The following is an 18,327-nucleotide window of genomic DNA, read 5'->3' as shown; positions in this document are numbered from 1 at the left end:
GGGCTGGTGCTGGCCGGGTGCGGCGTCGAGGGGCGCGGGAAGCCGGTGGAGGGGGACGAGTTCTGGTCGGGGAAGTCGCGGAACGGGCGGCTCCGCTGGGCGAACTGGCCGGGGTACATGCAGGACGACCGCGCGACGATCGAGGCGTTCGAGGCGGATGCGGGCATCGAGGTGACCTACCGGGAGGTCATCCAGGAGATGGGCCCGTGGTTCGGCAAGATCCAGGCTCCGCTGGCGGCCGGGCAGTCGATCGGGTTCGACCTGATGGTGATGACGAACGGGATCCATTTGGAACGGTGTCGGCGGCTGGGTTACCTGGCGCCGCTCGACCACGGGCGGCTGAAGAACTTCGCGGCGCACGCGGGGCCGGGCTTCAAGGACCCTTCCTACGATCCGGGCAACGAGTTCACCGTTCCGTACCAGGCGGGGATCACGGGGATCGCGTACAACACGAAGTACGTGGACGAGGAGATCACGAGCATCGCGCAGCTGTTCGACGCCCGCTACAAGGGCCGGGTCGGGATGATGAGCGACACCCAGGAACTGGGCAACTTCGGGATGCTGCACCTGGGGATCGATCCGGAGAAGTCGACGCGGGCCGACTGGGAGCGGGCGGCCGGGACGCTGCGGGAGCAGCGGGACGCGGGGATCGTCCGCAAGTACTACGAGCAGAACTATGTGGACGCGGTCAGCAAGGGCGACGTGTGGCTGACCATGGCGTGGTCCGGGGACGTCTACAGCCTGACGAGCCCGGACGTGCGGTTCGTCGTGCCCGAAGAGGGCGGGACGATCTGGACGGACAACCTGTGCGTGCCCGTGACCGCCGAGAACCCGGTCGACGCGCTCGCCCTCATGGACTGGCTGTACGCGCCCGAGAACAACGCGCCGCTGACGGAGTTCGTCAACTACATCACGCCGGTGCCGGAGGTGCGGGAGATCGTGGCGCGGCACGCGGCCGAAGCGAGCGGGGAGGAGAAGGAGGACCTCACCAGGTTGAGCGAGAGCCCGCTGGTGTTCCCGTCCGAGGGCGACATGGCGCGGCTGCGGCATTACCGGCGGCTCTCCCAGGATGAGGTCGACGTGTACCAGAAGACGTTCCAGGCCGTCGTCAGGGGCGCTTGATGGGCCGCGGACGTTTCGCGCCCTACCTGATGGTCCTGCCCGCGGGGCTGTGGCTGCTGGCCTTCTTCGTGGTCCCGCTGTCGTTCATGGTGTCGCTGTCCTTGCAGACGGGGAATCTCGTCGACGGGTTCCGGCAGACGCTGCACTGGCAGAACTACGCCGAAGGTCTGTCCACGTACGGCGGGACGTTCGCCCGTTCGCTGTGGTACGGGTTCCTGGCGACGGCGGTGTGCGCCGTGGTCGGCTACCCGGCGGCTTACTGGATCGCCTTCCGCGCGGGCCGCTGGAAGACCACGTACCTGCTGCTGATGCTGTCGCCGTACTTCGTCTCGTTCGTCCTGCGCACGGTGGCGTGGCGGCACGTGCTGTCCGACAACGGCCCGGTCCTGGGGCCGTTGCGCGGCCGCGGGCTGCTTCCGGAGGGCTTCCACGTGCTCGACACGGGGTTCGCGGTGGTGGCGGGGCTCGCCTACAACTTCCTGCCGTTCATGGTCCTGCCGGTCTACGCGGCGCTGGTGCGGATCGACCCCCGGACGGTCGAGGCCGCGCGCGACCTGTACGCGGGGCGCGCGCAGGCGTTCGGGCGGGTGGTGCTGCCGCTGTCGCTGCCCGGCGTGTTCGCGGGGGCGATCATGACGTTCGTCCCGGCGGCGGCCGACTTCGTGAACGCCGAGGTGCTGGGCGGGCCCGGCGACACCATGATCGGCAACGTGATCCGGGCCGAGTACTTCGAGACCGGCGCGTACCCGGTGGCGTCCGCGCTGTCGTTCACGCTGACGGCGATTCTGCTCGTCGCGATCTTCGTGTACGCGCGGACGCTGGGGACGCGCGGCGTCCTGGAGGCCGCCCGATGAGGCGCGCCGGGCGCCGCGTCGACGCGCTGCACGTCTGGACGCTGCTGCTGATCGGGTGGCTGGTGCTGCCGATCGCGGTGATGGTCCTGTTCGGGTTCAACGACGTCCAGGGCAAGCAGAACGTCCGCTGGGAGGGCTTCACGCTCAAGTGGTACGCGCACCTGTTCGACCGGAGCGACCTTACCCGGTCGCTGGTCGACTCGCTGGCGATCGCGCTGGCGAGCACGGCCGTGACGACGGCCGCCGGGACGTGCGCGGGGCTGGCGCTCGCGCGGCGCCGGTTCCGGGGGCGGCGGGCGGCGGACCTGCTGCTGTTCGCGGCGATCGCCTGCCCGGAGATCGTGATGGGCGCGTCGCTGCTGTCGATGTTCGTCACGTTCGGGGTGCCGCGCGGCCACCTGACGATCCTGGCCGGGCACGTGATGTTCTCGCTGGCGTTCGTGACGGTGACGGTCCGGGCCCGGGCGGTCGGGCTCGACCCGGCGGTGGGGGAGGCCGCGCGGGACCTGGGCGCCGGGCCGTGGACGCGGTTCCGGCTGGTCACGCTGCCGATGATCCGGCCGGGGGTGGCGGCGGGCGCGCTGCTGGCGTTCGTCCTGTCCGTGGACGACTTCGTGGTCGCGAGCTTCACCGGCGGTGCGACCGTGACGTTCCCGCTGTGGGTGTACGGGTCGACGCGGACGGGGACGCCGCCGCAGGTCAATGTGATGGGGACGCTGATCTTCGCCGCCGGGGTGCTCGTCGCGGTCGCCTCGGCGCGGCGCACGTTCCGCCGCGCGGCCGGGCCGTCCCGGCGGGGGCGGGGCGACGGATGAGGAGGAGAGCGGACATGGGTGCGGTGGCGGACGCGGCGAGGGCGCTGGCGGAGGCGGAGCCCGTCCCGTTCTGGACGGCGGGTGCGGCGCGGCCCGACCCGGGGCCGGTGCTGACGGGCCGCCGGACGTGCGACCTGGCGGTCGTCGGCGGCGGCTACGGCGGGCTGTGGACGGCCCTGCGGGCCAAGGAGCGCGACCCGTCGCTGGACGTCGTCGTCCTGGAGGCGGGCCGGATCGGTTCGGCGGCGTCCGGCCGCAACGGCGGGTTCTGCTCGGCCAGCCTCACGCACGGCCTCCTCAACGGGGTCGGGCGGTGGCCGGACGACATGGAGGCGCTGGAGCGGCTCGGCTGGGAGAACCTCCAGGCCATCGCGGCGACGCTCACCCGGTACGGCGTCGACGCGGAGTGGGACGCGACCGGGCAGCTGACGGTCGCGACGCGGGAGTGGCAGGTGCCGCTGCTGGAGGAGGAGGCGGAGCACGCCTTCGACCTCGGCTGGGAGCCGATGCTGCTGGGCCGCGACGGCGTCCGCGCCGAGGTGGGCTCGCCGACGTACCTCGCCGGCCTGTGGGACCGGCACGCGGTCGCGCTGGTGCATCCGGCGAAGCTGGCGTGGGGCTTGGCGGACGCGTGCCGCTCGCTGGGCGTGCGGATCTACGAGGGCACCCGCGTGACGGGGCTGCGCCGGGACGGCGGGCGGCTGCGGCTGGACGGCGCGCACGGGGCGGTCGGGGCGCACCGGGTGGCGCTGGCGACGGGCGCGTTCCCGCCGCTGCTGCGGCGGATGCGCGGCCTCGTCGTCCCCGTGTACGAGTACGCGCTGGTCACCGAGCCGCTGTCGCGGGCGCAGCGGGACGCCGTGGGGTGGCGGCGCCGGCAGGGCGTGGTCGACAGCGGCAACCGCTACCACTACGCCCGGCTGACGGCGGACGGCCGGATCGTGTGGGGCGGCTACGACGCGGTGTACCACTTCGGCGGCCGGATCGGCGCCCGCCTGGAGCGCCGCCCCGCCGCGTTCGCGGCGCTCGCGCGGAACTTCTTCGACACGTTCCCGCAGCTGGACGGCGTCCGGTTCGCGCACGCGTGGGGCGGGGTGGTCGACACCTGCACCCGGTTCTGCGCGTTCTTCGGCACCGCGCACGACGACCGGCTCGCGTACGCGGCGGGCTACACCGGCCTGGGCGTCGGCGCGACCCGGTTCGGCGCGGACGTCATGCTCGACCTGCTGAGCGTCGGGCTCCGCCCCGGCGAGGAGACGGAGCGCACGCGGCTGGCGATGGTCCGGGACGCGCCCGTCCCGTTCCCGCCGGAGCCGCTGCGGTACGGGGCGATCGCGCTGACGCGGCGGGCGCTGGCGCGGGCCGACCGGCGGGACGGGCGCCGCGGACCGTGGCTGCGCGCGCTCGACCGCGTCGGCGCCGGGTTCGGCAGCTGACGGTCCGGCCGGTCCGGCCGGGTCAGTCGGGGGACTCGTCGATCGTGCCGAAGATGACCGACGACACCTCCAGGTAGAGCTGCTCCGGGTACGGCATGAAGCTGACGTTGCGCAGCGCCTGCTTGTCTCCCGCGGACTCCATGACGAACTCGCCGTAGCCGAGCATCTGGCCGAGGACCGAGCGCTCCAGGTTGATGTCGGTGACCTTCGCGAGCGGCATCATCGCGACCGTCCGGTTGAGCACGCCGTTGATCACCATGACGCGGTGCTCGGTGACGATGAAGAACTCCAGCGACCAGGCGATGACCTTCCACAGCAGGTAGCCGACGGGCACCAGCCACAGCCACCAGATCCAGAAGACGCCGGTGACGGTGGCGGCGGCGCCGCAGACGATCAGCCCGGCGACGAACGCGACGACGGGCGCCAGCAGCACGGCTGGGTGGCGGCGCACCGCGATGACGCGCCCCTCGTGCCCCATCAGGTAGCGGTCGACGGTCCGCGTCGAGTTGTCGCGGTGCACCATCATGTCCTGCAGATTCACGGCGGCGTCCTCGTCATGATCCGGATGCTTCCAAGGTAGCCGACCGCTCGCCGCCCGTGCAGGGGCCTGGCGGTGAGGACGGCGGGCGTCCGCGTCCCGGTTGTGCGCGGCGGGGCGGCGCCTGATGATGGTCGGCATGGTCGGCATGGGCGGCGGTGCGGGCGGCGGCATGGGCGGCGGGACGAGTGCGGGAGCGACCGGCGGGACGGCACCCGGGGCGCGCCCGGGTCCCGGGCCGGACACGGCGCCCGGCCACGCCGCCGAGACCCGCGTGGACTTCACGCCGGACGTCGACTTCACGCCCGACGTCACGGTGCGGCCCATCTGGCGGCTGCTGCTGCGCGGCCTCGGCGTGTACCTGCCCGGCTGGGAGCGGCCCGCCGGGGCGGCGCGCGTCCCGGGACGGGCGGGGGACGGCTTCGGCCCGCCCGCGTTCCTGGACGGCGAGGCGGGGTTCGGGCTCCAGGTGCCCGACCGGCGCCGCGGCCTGGAGCCCGACCGGGAGATCTACGTGCGGGGGCGGGAGAACCCCAGCTTCGGGATCGTGGTGGCGGGGCCGTCGGCGGCCGTCGGCAGCCGCGTCGTGGACGCGGCCGTCCTGCTGCGGTTCGCGCGGCGGCTCACCTTCGAGGAGCTGTTCGACACGGGGGACGCCGACTCCGTCCCGTACGCGGTGCGCGGCGCGCGCGCGGTCGAGAACGTCGTGTTCCTCGACCGCGCCGCGGGCGTCGGGCTGTGCGCGGAGGTCGACCCGGTGACGCGGGAGGTCCGCTGCCCGCTGTACGTCCGGATGGGGGACCCGGCGGAGCGGACGGTCCGGGCCTACGGTGTCGCGGCGCACGCGCTGCCTAGGGGGTCGCGGCCCACGCGGTGAGGTCCCACAGCTGGTGGGACGGCAGCCGGCGGAGCCGGTCGGCGGCCGCGGCGGGGTCCCAGAACACCTCGTCGCTCTCCAGTTCCAGCGACTGCCCGGCGGTCAGGACCGCGCACACCAGTTCGTCCCGGGTGCGGACGGCCATCAGCGGGCCGATCTGCGCGACGCCGCCGGAGCACTCGGCGAGGGTGCGCAGCAGCGCCTTCAGCGCCGCCTCGTCCTCGGGCGGGCGCGCCGGCTCCACGCCGGCGGGCATGCCGGGCTCGACGCGGGCGAGGCCGCGCCGCCCGCCGCCGTTCCCGGCGAGCCCGCCGTGCGGCAGGTCGGCGCCGGTCGAGATGAGCAGCGCGCTGAACGCGCCGGCGAGGTCGTCGGGGAGCTGCCCGCCGAGGAAGTAACGGCGGCGCTCGGGCGAGCCCGGTTCGAGGCCGTCCGCGCCCTCGGCGGTGCGGAAGCGGACGCTCAGCCGGTTCGCGCGGACGCACCGCTCGTAGACGTCGGTGAGGATGTCCTCGAGCTGGTCGTCGCGGGTCCACAGCCGTCCCGTCGCGGTGACGGCCGCGTCGCGCGGGTCGCCGCCCGGCAGGCCGCCGGACGGGCCGCCGGACGGGCCGCCGGACGGGCCGCCCGGGGCGCCGCCGGACCCGGCGGGCAGGGCCCGGGGCGCGCCGCCGGTCAGCGCGGACGTGACGGCGTCGTCGAGCGCCCCCTCCGTGAACTGCAGCAGCTCGGCGACGATGTCCTCGACGTCCTCGAGCGTGCGGGTGAGGGTGCGCTGCAGCTCCAGGATCTCCGCGCCGCCGCGTTCGAGGTCGGCGAGCCGCTCCAGCGCGGTGTCGACCTGCTCGCGCACGTCCGCGGAGGCGTCGGCGCCGCCGGACCCGACGGCGTCCCGCACCGACGTCTCGATCTCCGCCAGCTTGCGGCGCAGCGCGGCGAGCGTGACGCGCTGCTGCTCCAGGTCGCGCAGCCGCCCCGCCTGGGTGCGGACGAACTCGTCCGCGCGGTGCACGACGTCCGCGAGCTCCTCGACGCGGCCGGTGGTGCGGCGGACGCGGTCGTCGAGGGCGGGCAGCACGTCCCGCTTCACCCGCGCGAGCTCGGCGGTGAGCTGCTCGCCGACCGTCACCAGGACGTTGTTCTGCTTGGTCACCTGCTCGTTCAGCTCGTCGACCCGGCGGGTGAACGCACGGGCCTGGTTCCGGCTCTGCCTGCCCGCGTAGAGTTCCAGGCCCCCGACCACGACGCACATCACGATCAGGACGACCGTCGTCATGGCACTCCTCGGGCCGGGGTGGCGATTACCGGAACGGATATAGATCGCGACCATAACTTACGATCATGTGCGCCGACCGGAACTTACGTAACCGACTGATCTCACTGACTCGGCGGATTCATCCGTCTGGAAACGCCCGCGTGTCCCGTTCCCGGCCGGGTGCCGCGGATCACTCGCAGCCCTCGAACTGCGGGACGGTCTCCACCAGCTCCAGCTCGGTCGTCCCGAACCACCGCTCCAGGTGGATCGGGATCGTGTCGTCCTGGTACATCCGGGTGATCGCCTCGTTGACGGCCTCGCAGCCCTCCACGTCGCCGCGCCGTAGCGCGACGCCGTAGCGCTCGTCCGATATGGGGGCGTTCACGATCCGCATGGAGTGGCCGTCGGCGGCCGCCTCCCGCGCCAGGCCCGCCAGGATCAGGTCGTCGGTCGACACTGCGTCGAGCCGCCCCCGGACGAGCAGGTCGAGGCACTCGCCGTAGCCGCCGGCGTCCACCGGATCCGCGAGGACGCCCTGCTCGTCGCGGATGCGGGGGAACGACGTCGACCCGGCGACCCGGCAGACCTTCCGGCCCGCGAGGTCGTGGATGCTGCGGATCCGGGCGGCGTCGGCCTCGCGGACCATGAGGTCCTGGTGCGCGACGTAGTACGGACCCGCGAACGTCGCGTCCCGCTTTCGATCCGGTGTGATGGAGAAGCTGGCGACCACCAGGTCGACCTTGCCGTCCGCCAGGAGCTCCTCGCGGTTGTCGGAGGTCACTTCCCGGAGTCTCACGTTCGCGGCGTTGACGCCGAGGTTGCGGGCGATCTCCTTGGCGACGCGGATGTCGAAGCCCTGGAACGCGTCGTAGCCGTCGCCTTCGGCGACCCGCAGGCCGACGCCCGGCTGGTCCCGGTTGACGCCGATGACCAGTTCCTCCGCCCCGGCCACCGACTCGGCTTCGGCGGAGCCGACGCCGCAGGCGGCGGCGGCGAGCAGTGCCGCCGCCCCGAGCAGCGCGGCCCCCGCGCGCCGCGCCCGCCCCGTCCCGCCCGCGTTCGCGAAGCGCCGCATCGTCCGTCCTCTCACTTCGACCACCGGTACTCCGACAGGCGGGGCCAGACCCCGGCGAGCAGGAGCACGACGATGACGAGGCCCGCGACGGGCAGCACGCCGTACCAGCCGCGGGTGCCCGAGTCGCCCTCCTCGACGGCCTCGTCGAACGCGGCCTGGCGGATCTCCTCGAGCTCTTCCAGAGCCTCGTCGTACTGCCGGAACTGCGCGGTCAGCGCGCCCCGCGCCCGGACGGCGTCCGCGCGGCGGTCGCTCGCGACGAGCCGGCGCATCTCGTGGTCCCGCTGCTGGAACCGCCGGTACTCCTCGATCACGGTGCCGAACACGCCGGCGATCCGCGCCCGCGTCGCCGCGTCCTGGACCGGGCGGTTCGCCTCCGTGCCGAGGAACCCGAGGAAGTCGCTGCGGCCCGGCTCGTACTGCACGTCCTTCACGCCCGCGTTGTACTCGGCGAGGTTCCCGGCGTCCACGTAGAGGACCGTCTGCGACTTGCTCAGGTAGACCTGCTCGTAGGTGTCGGTCCGTCCCGGGTCGAGCAGGAACCGGGTCTGGTCGGCGGCGGCGTTGTTGCTGATGGCGCGCGTGCGCGACAGCGCCAGGACCGAGTCGAAACCCTGCTCCTTGGCCTTGCGCAGGCTCTCCGCCTGCCCCCACAGCATGAGGCCGCTCGCCGCGACCAGGGCGAGCGCGCCTGCCGTCGCCAGCGCCGCGCCCACGTTCAGCAGCCGCCGGAACCGCACGGCGAGGTGCACCTGGAGGGCGATCAGCGCCGCCAGCAGCAGGACGCCCACCGCGACCACCCAGGCCAGGCCGGTGAGCACCGCCGACCGCTGCCGTTCGTAGGTGTCGCGGACGAGCGCGCCGTTGTCGAGCGTGAGGTTGTACGCCTTCGGCAGCAGGTCCAGCTTCATCAGGTCGGTCGCCTCGCGGTAGACCGCCAGGACCTGCTCCGGCGGCGGCCCCGCCTGGTGCTGCGTCTGCCGCTCCAGCTGCAGCGCCTGCCCGGCGAGCCGCTCGTAGCGGGCGAGCGCGTCCACCAGCGCGCGGGCGGTGTCCTCCTCGGTGGGGTCGTCGGCGAGCTTGGCGGCCTCGATCAGCGCCTCCCCGGCCCGCAGCCGGTTCATGTCGTACAGCTCCAGTGCCTCGGCCCGCGCCGCGGGCTCGGAGTCGCCCGCGAGCAGGGCGTTCGCGAGCTGCGCGTCCATGTCGGTGAGCTGGGAGTACAGGTCGCCGGTCGCGACGACCTGCGGGCCCGCGTCGTGCCCGATCACTCGCATCCCCTCGCGGGCCTGCGCGATCGTCGCCGCGGTGGCCGCGAGGAGCGCCAGCAGCACGACGACGACCAGCGCCGACAGGACGCGGACGCGGGACGCGGCGGTGCGCGGCAGGACCCGGCGCAGCCCGGTCGGCGCCGGGACGGGCGGCGCCAGCAGGCGCCGCGAGGTCGGCGGGCGCGCGGGCGGTTCCGCGTGCGCGGGCGCCTGTGGGGCGCCCGCGGCGCCGGTCGCGTCCGGGGCCGCCGGCGCGGCCGTCCGCTCGACGGCGGTCACGGCGCCTCCCCTCGGGTCAGGGTGATGGTGGTCCAGGCGCCCACGTGGATCCGGTCTCCCTCGGCCAGCGGAACCTCCGTGTTCAGTGGGATCGGGTCCATGGACCCGTTCAGGTACGTGCGGTTGGTGGAGCCCGGATCGACGAGCGTCCACGACCCGTCCGGCTTGGCAAGGAGGACCGCGTGGACCTTCGAGACGCCCGGGTCCTCCGGGGGCTCCCGCAGGTCGATCTCGGGCGGCGTCGGCTGCGTGGAGCTGCGCCGGCCGATGCGGACCTGCCCGGACGCCAGCGGGATCCGCCGCTGCGGCGCGTACGGCGGGAACACCAGCGTCCCCGAGTCGGGGCCCTCCTCGGCGAGGACGGCGTTGAAGTACTCGCGGTCGGCGTCGACGACGGCCGTCCACGCGGCCGCCGGGGCCGCCTGCGCGCCCGCCGCCGCGCCCGACGACGCGCCCTGCGCGCCCGCCGACGGAGGCGACGCGGGCGTCGAGGGCGGCAGCGGCGGGACGGCGGGCGGATGTTCGAGATCGCGCGTCGGGCGGCCGCCGCCCGCGACGAAGTCGTACCCGCAGCCCTCGCAGAACCGGTCGGTGCCGGGCAGGCCGCAGTCGGGGCACGGCGTGCCGCCGTCCGGCCCGCCCCCACCGGAGGGCGGCGCGGCCCCGGCGCCGATCGCCGTGCCGCACATGTCGCAGAAGTCCGCCGACTGCGAGGTGTGGCCGCTCGGGCAGATCGCCATGCTCAGCCCTTCTGGGCGCGGTTGTTGACGGTCTCGTCCTTCCGGGTGCGGACGGTCTTGGTGGACCGGGTGTCGAGCGACATCTCGTCGGCCTTGTCGACGTTCTTCTTCAGCCGGACGGTGCCGGTGGCGGGGTCGACGACGTCCACGACCTTGCGCAGCAGCGAGGTGATCTCCTCGTTGCCGGCCGCGTCGGCGAGCACGACCGCCCGGCCGAGCCGCGCCGTCGCGGTGTCCTCGTCGCCGCGCTCGCGGGCCTGCAGGCCCTCCTGGATCGCGACCGCCAGCTCCGCCTGCCCGGTGTAGTGCGCGACCCGCTCGTTGATCCGCGTCGAGCGCGCCTCGTCGTCCGTCCACTCGGCGAGGACGTTGCCGGTCGCGAGGACCTGCGCCTCCTCCCCGGGCGGGCCCGGCACGACGAGCTTGACCCACACCGCCCGCATCACCTTGCCGACCTCGCCGGGCGGCAGCTCCACGCACACGTGGTAGTCGCGGCTCTCCTCGCCCCACGCGCCCAGCGGGTAGTCGCCGGCCTGCGGCGGCACCTCGACGCGGCGGCCGGTGAGGTCCTCCACGGTCGGCAGGACCTGCTTGACGAACTTCAGCTTCGCCGTCTGCGGGGTCTGCAGGCGCAGCGCCACGTCCGCGACGGTCTTGCCCATCGCCGCCTCCGTCATCGCCTGGAAGTCGGCGACGAGCCCGGCCGGGTCGCGGACGATGTCGACGCCGCCGAGCAGCGCCGACGCCACCTTGCGCAGCTCGGCGACCTCCCAGTCGGTGCCGACGCCGCGGCAGTCGCAGATGAACCGGCCCTCGCAGCGGAACAGGACGGCGTCGAGCTGCTCGGGCGTCTCGTGCTGGTTCTTGCCGTCGGTCAGCAGGATCGCGTGCCGGATGCCCTCCCGGTCGGCGAACAGCTCGTCGGCGAGCCGCAGCCACGACCCGATCGCGGTGCCGCCGGACGCGCGCAGCCGGCCGAGCGCCTCCTTGGCCAGCCGGCGGTTCTCGTCGTTCGCCGGGACGAGCCCGGGCCGCTCCGGGAACACCATCGTCGCGACGTTCGAACCGGACACGACCGCGAACTCGACGCCGTCCCGCAGCGTGTCCACGGCGACCTGCGCGGCCTCGACGGCGGCGCGCAACTTGGTGTCCGGGTAGGACATCGAGCCGGACGTGTCGATGATGACGACCTCGGACGCGCGCGTCGCGGGCCCGGCGGCGAGGACCGCGCCGCCCTCCCCGCCCGCGGCGCTCGCCTCGACCGAGACGATGGCGTGCACCTCGCGGCCGCCCTCGGGCAGGTACTTGTTCTGGTCGACCTTGACGGTGAACTGCGGCTGCTCGCTCATCGGCGCTGCTCCGTGCTCGGGGAACGGTCGGGGGAGGGGAGGGGGACCACGGCCACGGTGATGTTGTCGCGGCCGCCCGCGTCGAGGGCGTGCCGCACCAGCGTCCGGGCGGTGCCCAGCGGATCGGCCGCGGGATCGGCTGCGGGATCGGCGGGCAGGAGCGCCCGCAGGTCCCCGGCGGCGGGGAAGTAGTTCCACAGCCCGTCGCTGCAGACCAGGAGCGTGCCCGGTCCGGACGGGCGGAACGACGCGACGTGCGGGGCGACGTCCCCGGCGTCCGCGCCGAGCCACGCCGTGATGACGTGCGCGTTCGGGTGCGCCTCGGCCTCGGCCTCGGTCAGCGCGCCCTCGGCGACCATGATCGCGGCCCAGGAGTCGTCCTCGGTGAGCCGCCTGGACGCCGCGAGCCCGACCGGCCCCGCCTGCCCGTCCGGGCGGTCCCGCCCGTCCGGCGCGCCCGCGCCTTCGGGCTCGTCGGCGGCGAGCCAGTAGGCGCGGCTGTCGCCGACCCACCCGACGGTGACGGTCCCGCCGCGGGTCACGGCCGAGACGTAGGTGCACGACGGGGCGTCGTCCTCGGACGCGGCCAGCCCGGCGACGGCCCGCGCCGCCGCGAGCGCCGCCGCGCGCGTGGCGTCCGCGGGGTCCTCGCCCGCGTCCAGCCGGGACGCCAGCTCGGCGGCGCCGGTGTCGGCCGCCGCGCGGGACGCCTCCTCGGGGCGCCGCGACGACCCCACCCCGTCCGACACCACGGCCGCGATCCCGGCGGCGTGGACGGCGAGGGCGAGCGCGTCCTCGTTGCGGCTGTAGCGCAGGCCGCGGTCGCTCACCCCGGCGACGGCGGCCCCGGCGCCGGCGCCCGCGGGCAGCGCCGTCTCCACGTGGTCGCGGTCGGCGGGCTGCCGCAGCCCGCAGGTCTCGCAGTAGCCGTCGCCGTCGATCGCGGTGCCGCCGCACCCCGTGCAGGGCGGCGCGGTCGCGGCGCGGCGGCGCGCCAGCGACGCCGTGCTGATCCGGAAGGTGCGGCCCTCGCGGCCCGCGCGGACCTCCGCGCCCGCCGGCGCCGGCACCGGCACGGGCGCGCCGCCGAGGCGGTGCCCGCACCCCTCGCAGAACGCGTCGCCCGCGTACACCATCTCGCCGCAGGCGGGGCAGGAGAGCTCCGCGGCCTTGGCACCTGTCTTGTCGTGGGTCACGGCGTCGTCCGAATCTGCAGCGGGGGCGGGGAGGCGGGGGGACGGGTCACAGCAGGGTCCTCGGCCGGACGGCGTTGGCGGCGTCGACGAGCCGCCGGCACTCGTCCCGGTCCGGGGCGACCTTCGCCAGCCGCCGGTACGCGCCCTCGAGGCGGCGGCGCAGCGGCGTCTCCCGCAGCTCCGCGCCGAGCAGCTCCGCGCCGGCCGTCCCGCCGGACCGGCCGGGGCCGATGAGCAGCCAGTCGAGCGCGGCCTCCAGGATCTCGGCGGTGAGCCGGTCCCGGCGCCGGTCGTCCAGGGCGTCCGCGCTCAGCCCGCCGAGCCGCTGCCCGGCGGCCAGCAGCTCGGCCGCCGTCAGCTCGGCCGCGGGCCGCGCCCGCACCGCCGTCGTGACCGCCGCGACCTGCGCGGACGTGCGCCGGATCGACGTCTCGGGCACCGTGTCGAGGGCGGCGATCGCCCCGGCGCGGTCGCCGCCGGAGAGGCGCACCCGGGCGAGCCCGAAGGCGGCGTTGAGGTAGGAGTCGTCGGTGCGCCACACCAGCTCGTACAGGCGGGCGGCGTCGGCGGGCGCGCCGTGCTCCCGGCAGTAGGCGAGCGCCAGCTTCGGCGCCGCCTCGCCCGGCAGCAGGTCGTACAGCCGGTCGAAGCGCGGCTCGGCCTCGGCGACCCGGCCGCGGGCGAGCAGCCCGACCGTCCGGTACCACTCGACCCGCCAGTCGTCCGGCTGGTCGGCGGCGAACTCGTCCAGCAGCCGCGCGGCCTCGTCGTGCTCGCCCAGCTCGATCTTGACCCGGGCGAGCGTCAGCCGCACCTCCGGCGTCCGCTGCGGCGCGCCGCCGACGGCGGCGGCGAGCTGCGCGGGCCCCAGCGAGGTGAGGCCGGCCAGGAACCCGGCCGCGGGGTCGCCGGCGTCCACCAGCGGGACGGGCAGCGCCGCGGCGGCCGTGTCCGGCGGGACGGGCGGCAGCGCGGCCGCGTCGGACTCCTCGCCCGCGGCGCGCGCCGCGAACCGCTCGGGGCCGAACAGCGCCGACGGCGCGGGCCGCGCCCGTCCGTCCTCGGTGGCCAGCACCTCGCGCAGGACGCCGGTGAGCTGGTCGGCCATCTCGGCCGCGTCCTGGAACCGCTCGTCCGGGTCGCGGTGCGTCGCGCGGCGGAGGAAGCGGTCGAACGACTCGTACCTGCTCAGGACGGGCACGTCCTCCCGGGGCGGGAGGTTCTCCCGGAAGCGGGACGTGTAGCCCTTGAAGGGGAAGGTCAGCACGGCGAGGGTGCGGCCGACCGTGTAGAGGTCGGAGCTGACGGACGGGCCCACGTCGGCGATCTCGGGCGCCTGGTAGCCGGCCGTGCCGTAGATGGCGCCGTCCGGGTCGTCCAGCCGCCGCACGCCGCCGAGGTCGATCAGCCGGAGCTGCTCCTCGAACTGGATGACGTTGTCGGGCTTGAAGTCGCAGTACACCAGGCCCCGGGCGTGCAGGTAGCCGAACGCCTGCAGCACCTCCAGCGCGTAGGCGATGGCCTGCGCGACGGGCAGCGCTTCCGCGCCCTCGTCGCGCCGCTGGAGCAGGATGTCCTTCAGCGACCGGCCGCCGACGTACTCCATGACGATGTAGCCGTCGCCGTCGTGCTGCACGAAGTTGTAGATCTTGACGATGTTGGGGTGCTCGACCTCCGCGAGGAACGCCTTCTCGGCCGCCGCGGCGGCCATCGCGTCGGCGTCCCCGCTGTCCAGCAGGCCCTTCAGCACGACCCAGCGGTCGCTGACGTTCTTGTCGCGGGCGAGGTAGATCCAGCCGAGCCCGCCGTGCGCCAGGCAGCCGAGCACGTCGTACTGGCCGCCGACGAGGTCGCCGGGCGCCAGCTTCGGGACGAACGAGAACCCGGTGCCGCACTTCGGGCAGAACCCCTCGGCGCGGCCCGGCCGGTCGCCCCGGCTGCGGCCGACGGGCTCGTCGCAGTTGCCGCAGTACCGCTTGCTCTCGGCGACCTTCGGGTCGCGCAGCACGGCCGCGGACGGGTTCCGGTACGGGACGGGCGGCACCTTCACCAGGCCCGCGCCCAGCCCGCCGAGGTGCCCGGACCCCCGCGTCCCGGCGGTGCGCGTGCTGCCCGTCCGCCCGGTGCCGATGCTGCCCCTGCTGCCGGTGCTCACGGACCGGCCCGCGGACGGCCCGCTCACCCCGGTCGCGGACGTCGCGGCCGGGGGCTCGCCGCACACGTCGCAGAAGCCGTCGGTGATCGTCCCGCCGCATCCCGCCTTGTCGCACGCGCCGCTCGGCGCGGCCGTCCCGCTCGCGGCGCCCGCCCCGTCCGGTGTCCCGGCGGCGCCCGCGGCCGCCGGCGGCGCGCCGCAGACGTCGCAGAAGCCGTCGGTGATCGTTCCGCCGCATCCGGCCTGGGCGCAGGCGTCCGGGGCGGAGGGACCGGAGGAGCTGGAGGGTGCGGCCATGCCGCATATGACGCAGAATCCGCCCTCATAGGTTCCCGTGCATCCCGGCACGGTGCACTGGTTCATCCATCCGCTCCCTTCTCCCGCGCGGAGACGGCGCGCTGGTACTCCGCCAAGGCGACGGTCGCCTCCCGCAGATCGCAGGGCGACGTCCACAGCAGCGCGCGCGCCCTCTCGTACAAACCGGCCGTGGCGCCGTCCTCGGCGAGGCCGAGCCGGGCGGCCTTCATGCGGTACGCGTCGAGCCGTCCGCGCAGCTCGTCGCGCCGCTCCAGCAGGCCCCGGACGACGCCGGCCGCCTCCCGCGCGTCGCGCAGCGCCGCGCCGGCCGCGCGCTCGAGGTCGTCGATCCGCCGCGCCCGCTCCGTCCAGCCGCCGCCCGTCCGGTCGCCGCCCGTCCGGGCGTCCCGGTCGAGGGCGGCCAGCCGGTCGGCGAGCCCGGCCGACGCCGCCGGCCGCGCCGCGGGCGGCGGACCGGCGATCTTCGCCGCGACGGCGTCCCGGACCCGGCGCTCCTCCGCCTCCGCTTCGCGCAGCTCGCCGAGCGTGCGCGCGACCGCGCGGAGCCGGTCGGCGTACCCGGCGCGCAGCGCCGCCGCCGACTCCAGCCGCCGCCGGACGTCCACGAACCCGGCGCGCAGCGCGTCCAGCGGGGCGGTGTCCGGGCGGCCGCCGGGCGCCAGCGCGAGCGGGTCGGCGCGGACCCGCGCGGCGAGCGCGTCGAACTCGGCGTCGAGCCGCGCCAGCTCCGGGTCCGTCCCGCCGAGGGACGCCGGCGCCGCCGCGGCGGCGCGCCGGGCCGCCTCGGTCTCCGCGAGCCGCGACAGCAGCGCCGACCAGACCCGTTCGAGCGGGCCCACCGCACGCACGATCTCCTCGTACAGGCCGGTCATCCGCTCGACGGCCCCGCGCAGCGTCAGCCGCTCGCCGGACGGGACGTGCAGCAGCGTGCGGTGCTCGAGCGGCACCTCGGCGGCGGGCAGTTCGACGACCGGGCCCGCCAGCAGGCGGGTGAGCTCGGCCAGCCGCCACTGCCCGAGCCGGCCGGGCCGGGCGCGGACCTCCTCGGCCTCGGCGACGGCGCGGCGGTACAGGTCGAACAGTGTCCACAGCGCACCGGCGCGGGCGCGCACGGCGGCCTGGACGCGTCGCGTCTCCCCGGTCGGCGCCGCGCCCTCCAGCAGCTGGTAGCCCTGGTCGGCCTCCAGTTCGAGGAGGGCGGAGCCGATGCGCTCCCTCTCGTCCCGCAGATGCGCCAGCGTCCGGTCGATCTCGTCGCGGCTCATCGGCAGGCGCGTCGGTTCACCCAACGCGGGTCCATGGCTCGCCCATGTTCGCCCTGCCATCCCCCGTGCCGTGCAGTTTTGATGCCAGTTTTCCCCATCCCCGCCCCAAGGCTCAAGGACTGCGGACGATCAGGCCGGGGGCGCCGCGGGGCCTCCAAAATGTCAGTGTTCGAACGTATTATCGAACCATGGCGAACGTTGCGACGCACCGCAGGACCGCCCCCGCCCTGACCGAGCTCTCCGCCGCGGAGATCGCCGCCCTCGCGCTCTCCCTCGCGCACCTGGGCGCCGGGCCGCAGGCCGCGACCGCGCGCCGGGCCCTGCGCACCCTCCTGGACACCGTCCCCCACGACGACGTGGTCGGCACCACGCTGGCCACCCTCACCGCGTCCCTGGACGCCTCCACGGCCGACCGCGCCCGCGTGGTCGCCGCCGCCATCAGCGAGCACCGCGTCGTCCGCCTCTGCTACGGCGACGCGGGCGCCAACGTCACGATCCGCGAGGTCGAGCCGGTCACCACGCTCGTCCACCGCGACCACTGGTACCTCGTCGGCTGGTGCCGGATGCGGCGCGGCGTCCGCGCCTTCCGCTTCGACCGCATCCTGGCCGTCGAGTCCACCGGAATGCCGGCGCGCCCGCGCCGCACCGACCGCTACCTGCCGTTCCAGCGGCGCAAGGCCGCGGTGCACGCCGGCGGTCCGGCGCACGCCCCGAGGCCCTGACCGCTCGGTGCGGCCCGTCCCGTCCGGGACGGGCCGCACCGAGCCCGCGTCAGGGGCGGGACGGCCGCCGGACGAGCGCGGCGGCACGGCGGGCGGCGCGGCGCAGCGGCGTGCGGTCCGGGTCGGCGGCCTGCTCGGCCCGGAGCCCGTCGATGATCCCGGAGACCGCCGCGCGGGTCAGGTCGCGGACCTCGGCGACCGCCCGGTCGTCGCCGGCGCGGCCCGCCCACGGCGCGGTGTCGATGGGCGGCCCGAACCGGAAGTAGAGGCGCTCCGGCCGCGGGACGGGCGTCGGCCCGAGCCCCCGGGAGACCGGCATCACGACGTCGTCGCGCGCGCCGCGCTCGCCGAGGACGGCCCGGCCGAGCGCGCGGGCCGGGGCGAGGAGCGCGCTGCCGGGGTCGAGGACGGGCGTGAACATCTCCTCGACCCCGACGGAGCCGAACGGGACGATGGGGCAGCCCGCCTCCACGGCCAGCCGGGCGAAGCCGAGCCGGCCGTCCCACTGCAGCCGGTACCGGTCCTCGCGGGCGCGGGTGACCTCGCGGGCGCCGCCGGGGAAGACCACGACCGGGTGCCCGGCCCGCAGCAGCTCCCGGCAGTTGCCGGGGGTGCCGTCCACCGCCCCGCCGGCCTCCATGACCGTGCGCCAGCCGGGGACCAGCCAGTGCGCGTGGTCGGCGAGCGAGCGCGCCCACACCCCGCGGCGCCGGTGGATCTCGAAGAAGATCAGCGGGGCGTCCAGCAGGCCGTAGACGGTGTGGTTGCCGACGAGCAGGACGGGCCCGCCGGACGGCACGTGGTGCAGGCCGTGGAAGACGGGCGAGGTCCACGCGCGCCAGGGCCCGAGCGCTAGGCGCGCCGCACGGACGAGGCCGTCCGGCGGCGGCGCCCAACCCCCGGGAAAGCCCCGGCCGGTCGGGGCGGTCTGGTCGGGTGGGGTGGCGCGGTCGGCCGGGGAGGCCCGGTCGACTCCGGCGGCACGGCCGGAAAGGGGGACCCGGCCGGTTGCGGAGGCCCGCTCGGGCGGGGTGGCGCGGCCGGTCGGGGTGGTCTGGTC

General features: G+C 75.5%; 16 protein-coding genes. 6 read left to right on the top strand and 10 right to left on the bottom strand.

The window, feature by feature from the left end; all coding sequences use genetic code 11:
• The 4 genes from DMH08_RS31545 to DMH08_RS31530 form a co-directional block, all read left to right on the top strand.
• A partial coding sequence (locus DMH08_RS31545; RefSeq protein WP_233617923.1) for a polyamine ABC transporter substrate-binding protein occupies positions 1-1,122 on the top strand: 1,122 nt, incomplete at its 5' end.
• The gene (locus DMH08_RS31540) at positions 1,122-1,976 is read left to right on the top strand and encodes an ABC transporter permease (RefSeq protein ID WP_125619621.1); all 855 of its coding nucleotides are present in this window, start codon (positions 1,122-1,124) and stop codon (positions 1,974-1,976) included. The genes DMH08_RS31545 and DMH08_RS31540, both read left to right, overlap by 1 nt.
• Positions 1,973-2,791: an ABC transporter permease gene (locus tag DMH08_RS31535; RefSeq protein ID WP_125619619.1), complete on the top strand. Its 819-nt coding sequence runs from the start codon at positions 1,973-1,975 to the stop codon at positions 2,789-2,791. Before DMH08_RS31540 ends, DMH08_RS31535 begins: the two co-directional genes overlap by 4 nt.
• 14 nt (positions 2,792-2,805) lie before the next feature.
• On the top strand, positions 2,806-4,227 hold the full coding sequence (locus DMH08_RS31530) for an NAD(P)/FAD-dependent oxidoreductase (RefSeq protein WP_125619617.1): 1,422 nt from the start codon (positions 2,806-2,808) through the stop codon (positions 4,225-4,227).
• A 22-nt stretch (positions 4,228-4,249) separates the two neighbouring features.
• Here the strand turns inward: DMH08_RS31530 and DMH08_RS31525 are convergent, their stop codons facing one another.
• Positions 4,250-4,768: a PH domain-containing protein gene (locus DMH08_RS31525; protein ID WP_233617922.1), complete on the bottom strand. Its 519-nt coding sequence runs from the start codon at positions 4,766-4,768 to the stop codon at positions 4,250-4,252.
• 136 nt (positions 4,769-4,904) lie between these two features.
• On the opposite strand from DMH08_RS31525, the gene DMH08_RS31520 reads away from it, so the two are divergent.
• Entirely contained in the window at positions 4,905-5,642 is a 738-nt protein-coding gene (locus tag DMH08_RS31520; RefSeq protein WP_233617921.1) for a hypothetical protein, read from the top strand.
• Here the strand turns inward: DMH08_RS31520 and DMH08_RS31515 are convergent.
• From DMH08_RS31515 to DMH08_RS31480, 8 genes are all read right to left on the bottom strand, one after another.
• A complete protein-coding gene (locus DMH08_RS31515; RefSeq protein ID WP_125619615.1) occupies positions 5,617-6,918 on the bottom strand; it encodes a hypothetical protein in 1,302 nt (433 codons plus the stop codon). The genes DMH08_RS31520 and DMH08_RS31515 overlap by 26 nt on opposite strands.
• Before the next feature lie 169 nt (positions 6,919-7,087).
• Positions 7,088-7,972 (bottom strand): glutamate ABC transporter substrate-binding protein, encoded by an 885-nt coding sequence (locus DMH08_RS31510; protein ID WP_034521229.1) that lies wholly within the window; start codon positions 7,970-7,972, stop codon positions 7,088-7,090.
• Between the two features lie 11 nt (positions 7,973-7,983).
• Positions 7,984-9,522, bottom strand: coding sequence for a hypothetical protein (locus DMH08_RS40465; protein WP_158642421.1), 1,539 nt, complete (start codon positions 9,520-9,522; stop codon positions 7,984-7,986).
• Complete coding sequence (locus DMH08_RS31500; RefSeq protein WP_026405427.1) at positions 9,519-10,262, bottom strand: FHA domain-containing protein; 744 nt, start codon at positions 10,260-10,262, stop codon at positions 9,519-9,521. The genes DMH08_RS40465 and DMH08_RS31500 overlap by 4 nt, the downstream gene beginning before the upstream one ends.
• 2 nt (positions 10,263-10,264) lie before the next feature.
• The gene (locus DMH08_RS31495) at positions 10,265-11,611 is read right to left on the bottom strand and encodes a vWA domain-containing protein (RefSeq protein ID WP_026405428.1); all 1,347 of its coding nucleotides are present in this window, start codon (positions 11,609-11,611) and stop codon (positions 10,265-10,267) included.
• Entirely contained in the window at positions 11,608-12,807 is a 1,200-nt protein-coding gene (locus tag DMH08_RS31490) for a protein phosphatase 2C domain-containing protein (protein WP_026405429.1), read from the bottom strand. The genes DMH08_RS31495 and DMH08_RS31490 overlap by 4 nt, the downstream gene beginning before the upstream one ends.
• A gap of 46 nt (positions 12,808-12,853) precedes the next feature.
• Entirely contained in the window at positions 12,854-15,259 is a 2,406-nt protein-coding gene (locus DMH08_RS31485; RefSeq protein WP_199748100.1) for a serine/threonine-protein kinase, read from the bottom strand.
• A gap of 62 nt (positions 15,260-15,321) precedes the next feature.
• Positions 15,322-16,569 (bottom strand): hypothetical protein, encoded by a 1,248-nt coding sequence (locus DMH08_RS31480; protein WP_125619611.1) that lies wholly within the window; start codon positions 16,567-16,569, stop codon positions 15,322-15,324.
• A gap of 164 nt (positions 16,570-16,733) precedes the next feature.
• Between DMH08_RS31480 and DMH08_RS31475 the strand changes: the two genes are divergently transcribed.
• Positions 16,734-17,267, top strand: coding sequence for a helix-turn-helix transcriptional regulator (locus DMH08_RS31475; protein ID WP_051301470.1), 534 nt, complete (start codon positions 16,734-16,736; stop codon positions 17,265-17,267).
• Between the two features lie 49 nt (positions 17,268-17,316).
• On the opposite strand, the gene DMH08_RS31470 is transcribed toward DMH08_RS31475, so the two are convergent.
• Positions 17,317-18,327, bottom strand: a 1,011-nt coding sequence (locus DMH08_RS31470; protein WP_233617920.1) for a lysophospholipid acyltransferase family protein, incomplete at its 5' end; no start/stop codon positions are given.

Origin of the sequence: Actinomadura sp. WAC 06369, assembly GCF_003947565.1 — a bacterium.
GTDB classification, from domain to species: Bacteria; Actinomycetota; Actinomycetes; order Streptosporangiales; family Streptosporangiaceae; genus Spirillospora; species Spirillospora rifamycini.
Note: the sequence above shows the minus strand (reverse complement) of the source record. Positions and strands in the feature narration are given on the sequence as shown.

Excerpts from the sequence above, each read along its gene's own strand:
- DMH08_RS31515 (WP_125619615.1), bottom strand. The coding sequence starts at position 6,918 with ATGACGACGGTCGTCCTGATCGTGATGTGCGTCGTGGTCGGGGGCCTG.
- DMH08_RS31475 (WP_051301470.1), top strand. The coding sequence starts at position 16,734 with ATGGCGAACGTTGCGACGCACCGCAGGACCGCCCCCGCCCTGACCGAG.
- DMH08_RS31535 (WP_125619619.1), top strand. The coding sequence starts at position 1,973 with ATGAGGCGCGCCGGGCGCCGCGTCGACGCGCTGCACGTCTGGACGCTG.
- DMH08_RS31510 (WP_034521229.1), bottom strand. The coding sequence starts at position 7,972 with ATGCGGCGCTTCGCGAACGCGGGCGGGACGGGGCGGGCGCGGCGCGCG.
- DMH08_RS31495 (WP_026405428.1), bottom strand. The coding sequence starts at position 11,611 with ATGAGCGAGCAGCCGCAGTTCACCGTCAAGGTCGACCAGAACAAGTAC.
- DMH08_RS31530 (WP_125619617.1), top strand. The coding sequence starts at position 2,806 with ATGGGTGCGGTGGCGGACGCGGCGAGGGCGCTGGCGGAGGCGGAGCCC.
- DMH08_RS31520 (WP_233617921.1), top strand. The coding sequence starts at position 4,905 with ATGGTCGGCATGGGCGGCGGTGCGGGCGGCGGCATGGGCGGCGGGACG.
- DMH08_RS31500 (WP_026405427.1), bottom strand. The coding sequence starts at position 10,262 with ATGGCGATCTGCCCGAGCGGCCACACCTCGCAGTCGGCGGACTTCTGC.
- DMH08_RS31485 (WP_199748100.1), bottom strand. The coding sequence starts at position 15,259 with ATGGCCGCACCCTCCAGCTCCTCCGGTCCCTCCGCCCCGGACGCCTGC.
- DMH08_RS31540 (WP_125619621.1), top strand. The coding sequence starts at position 1,122 with ATGGGCCGCGGACGTTTCGCGCCCTACCTGATGGTCCTGCCCGCGGGG.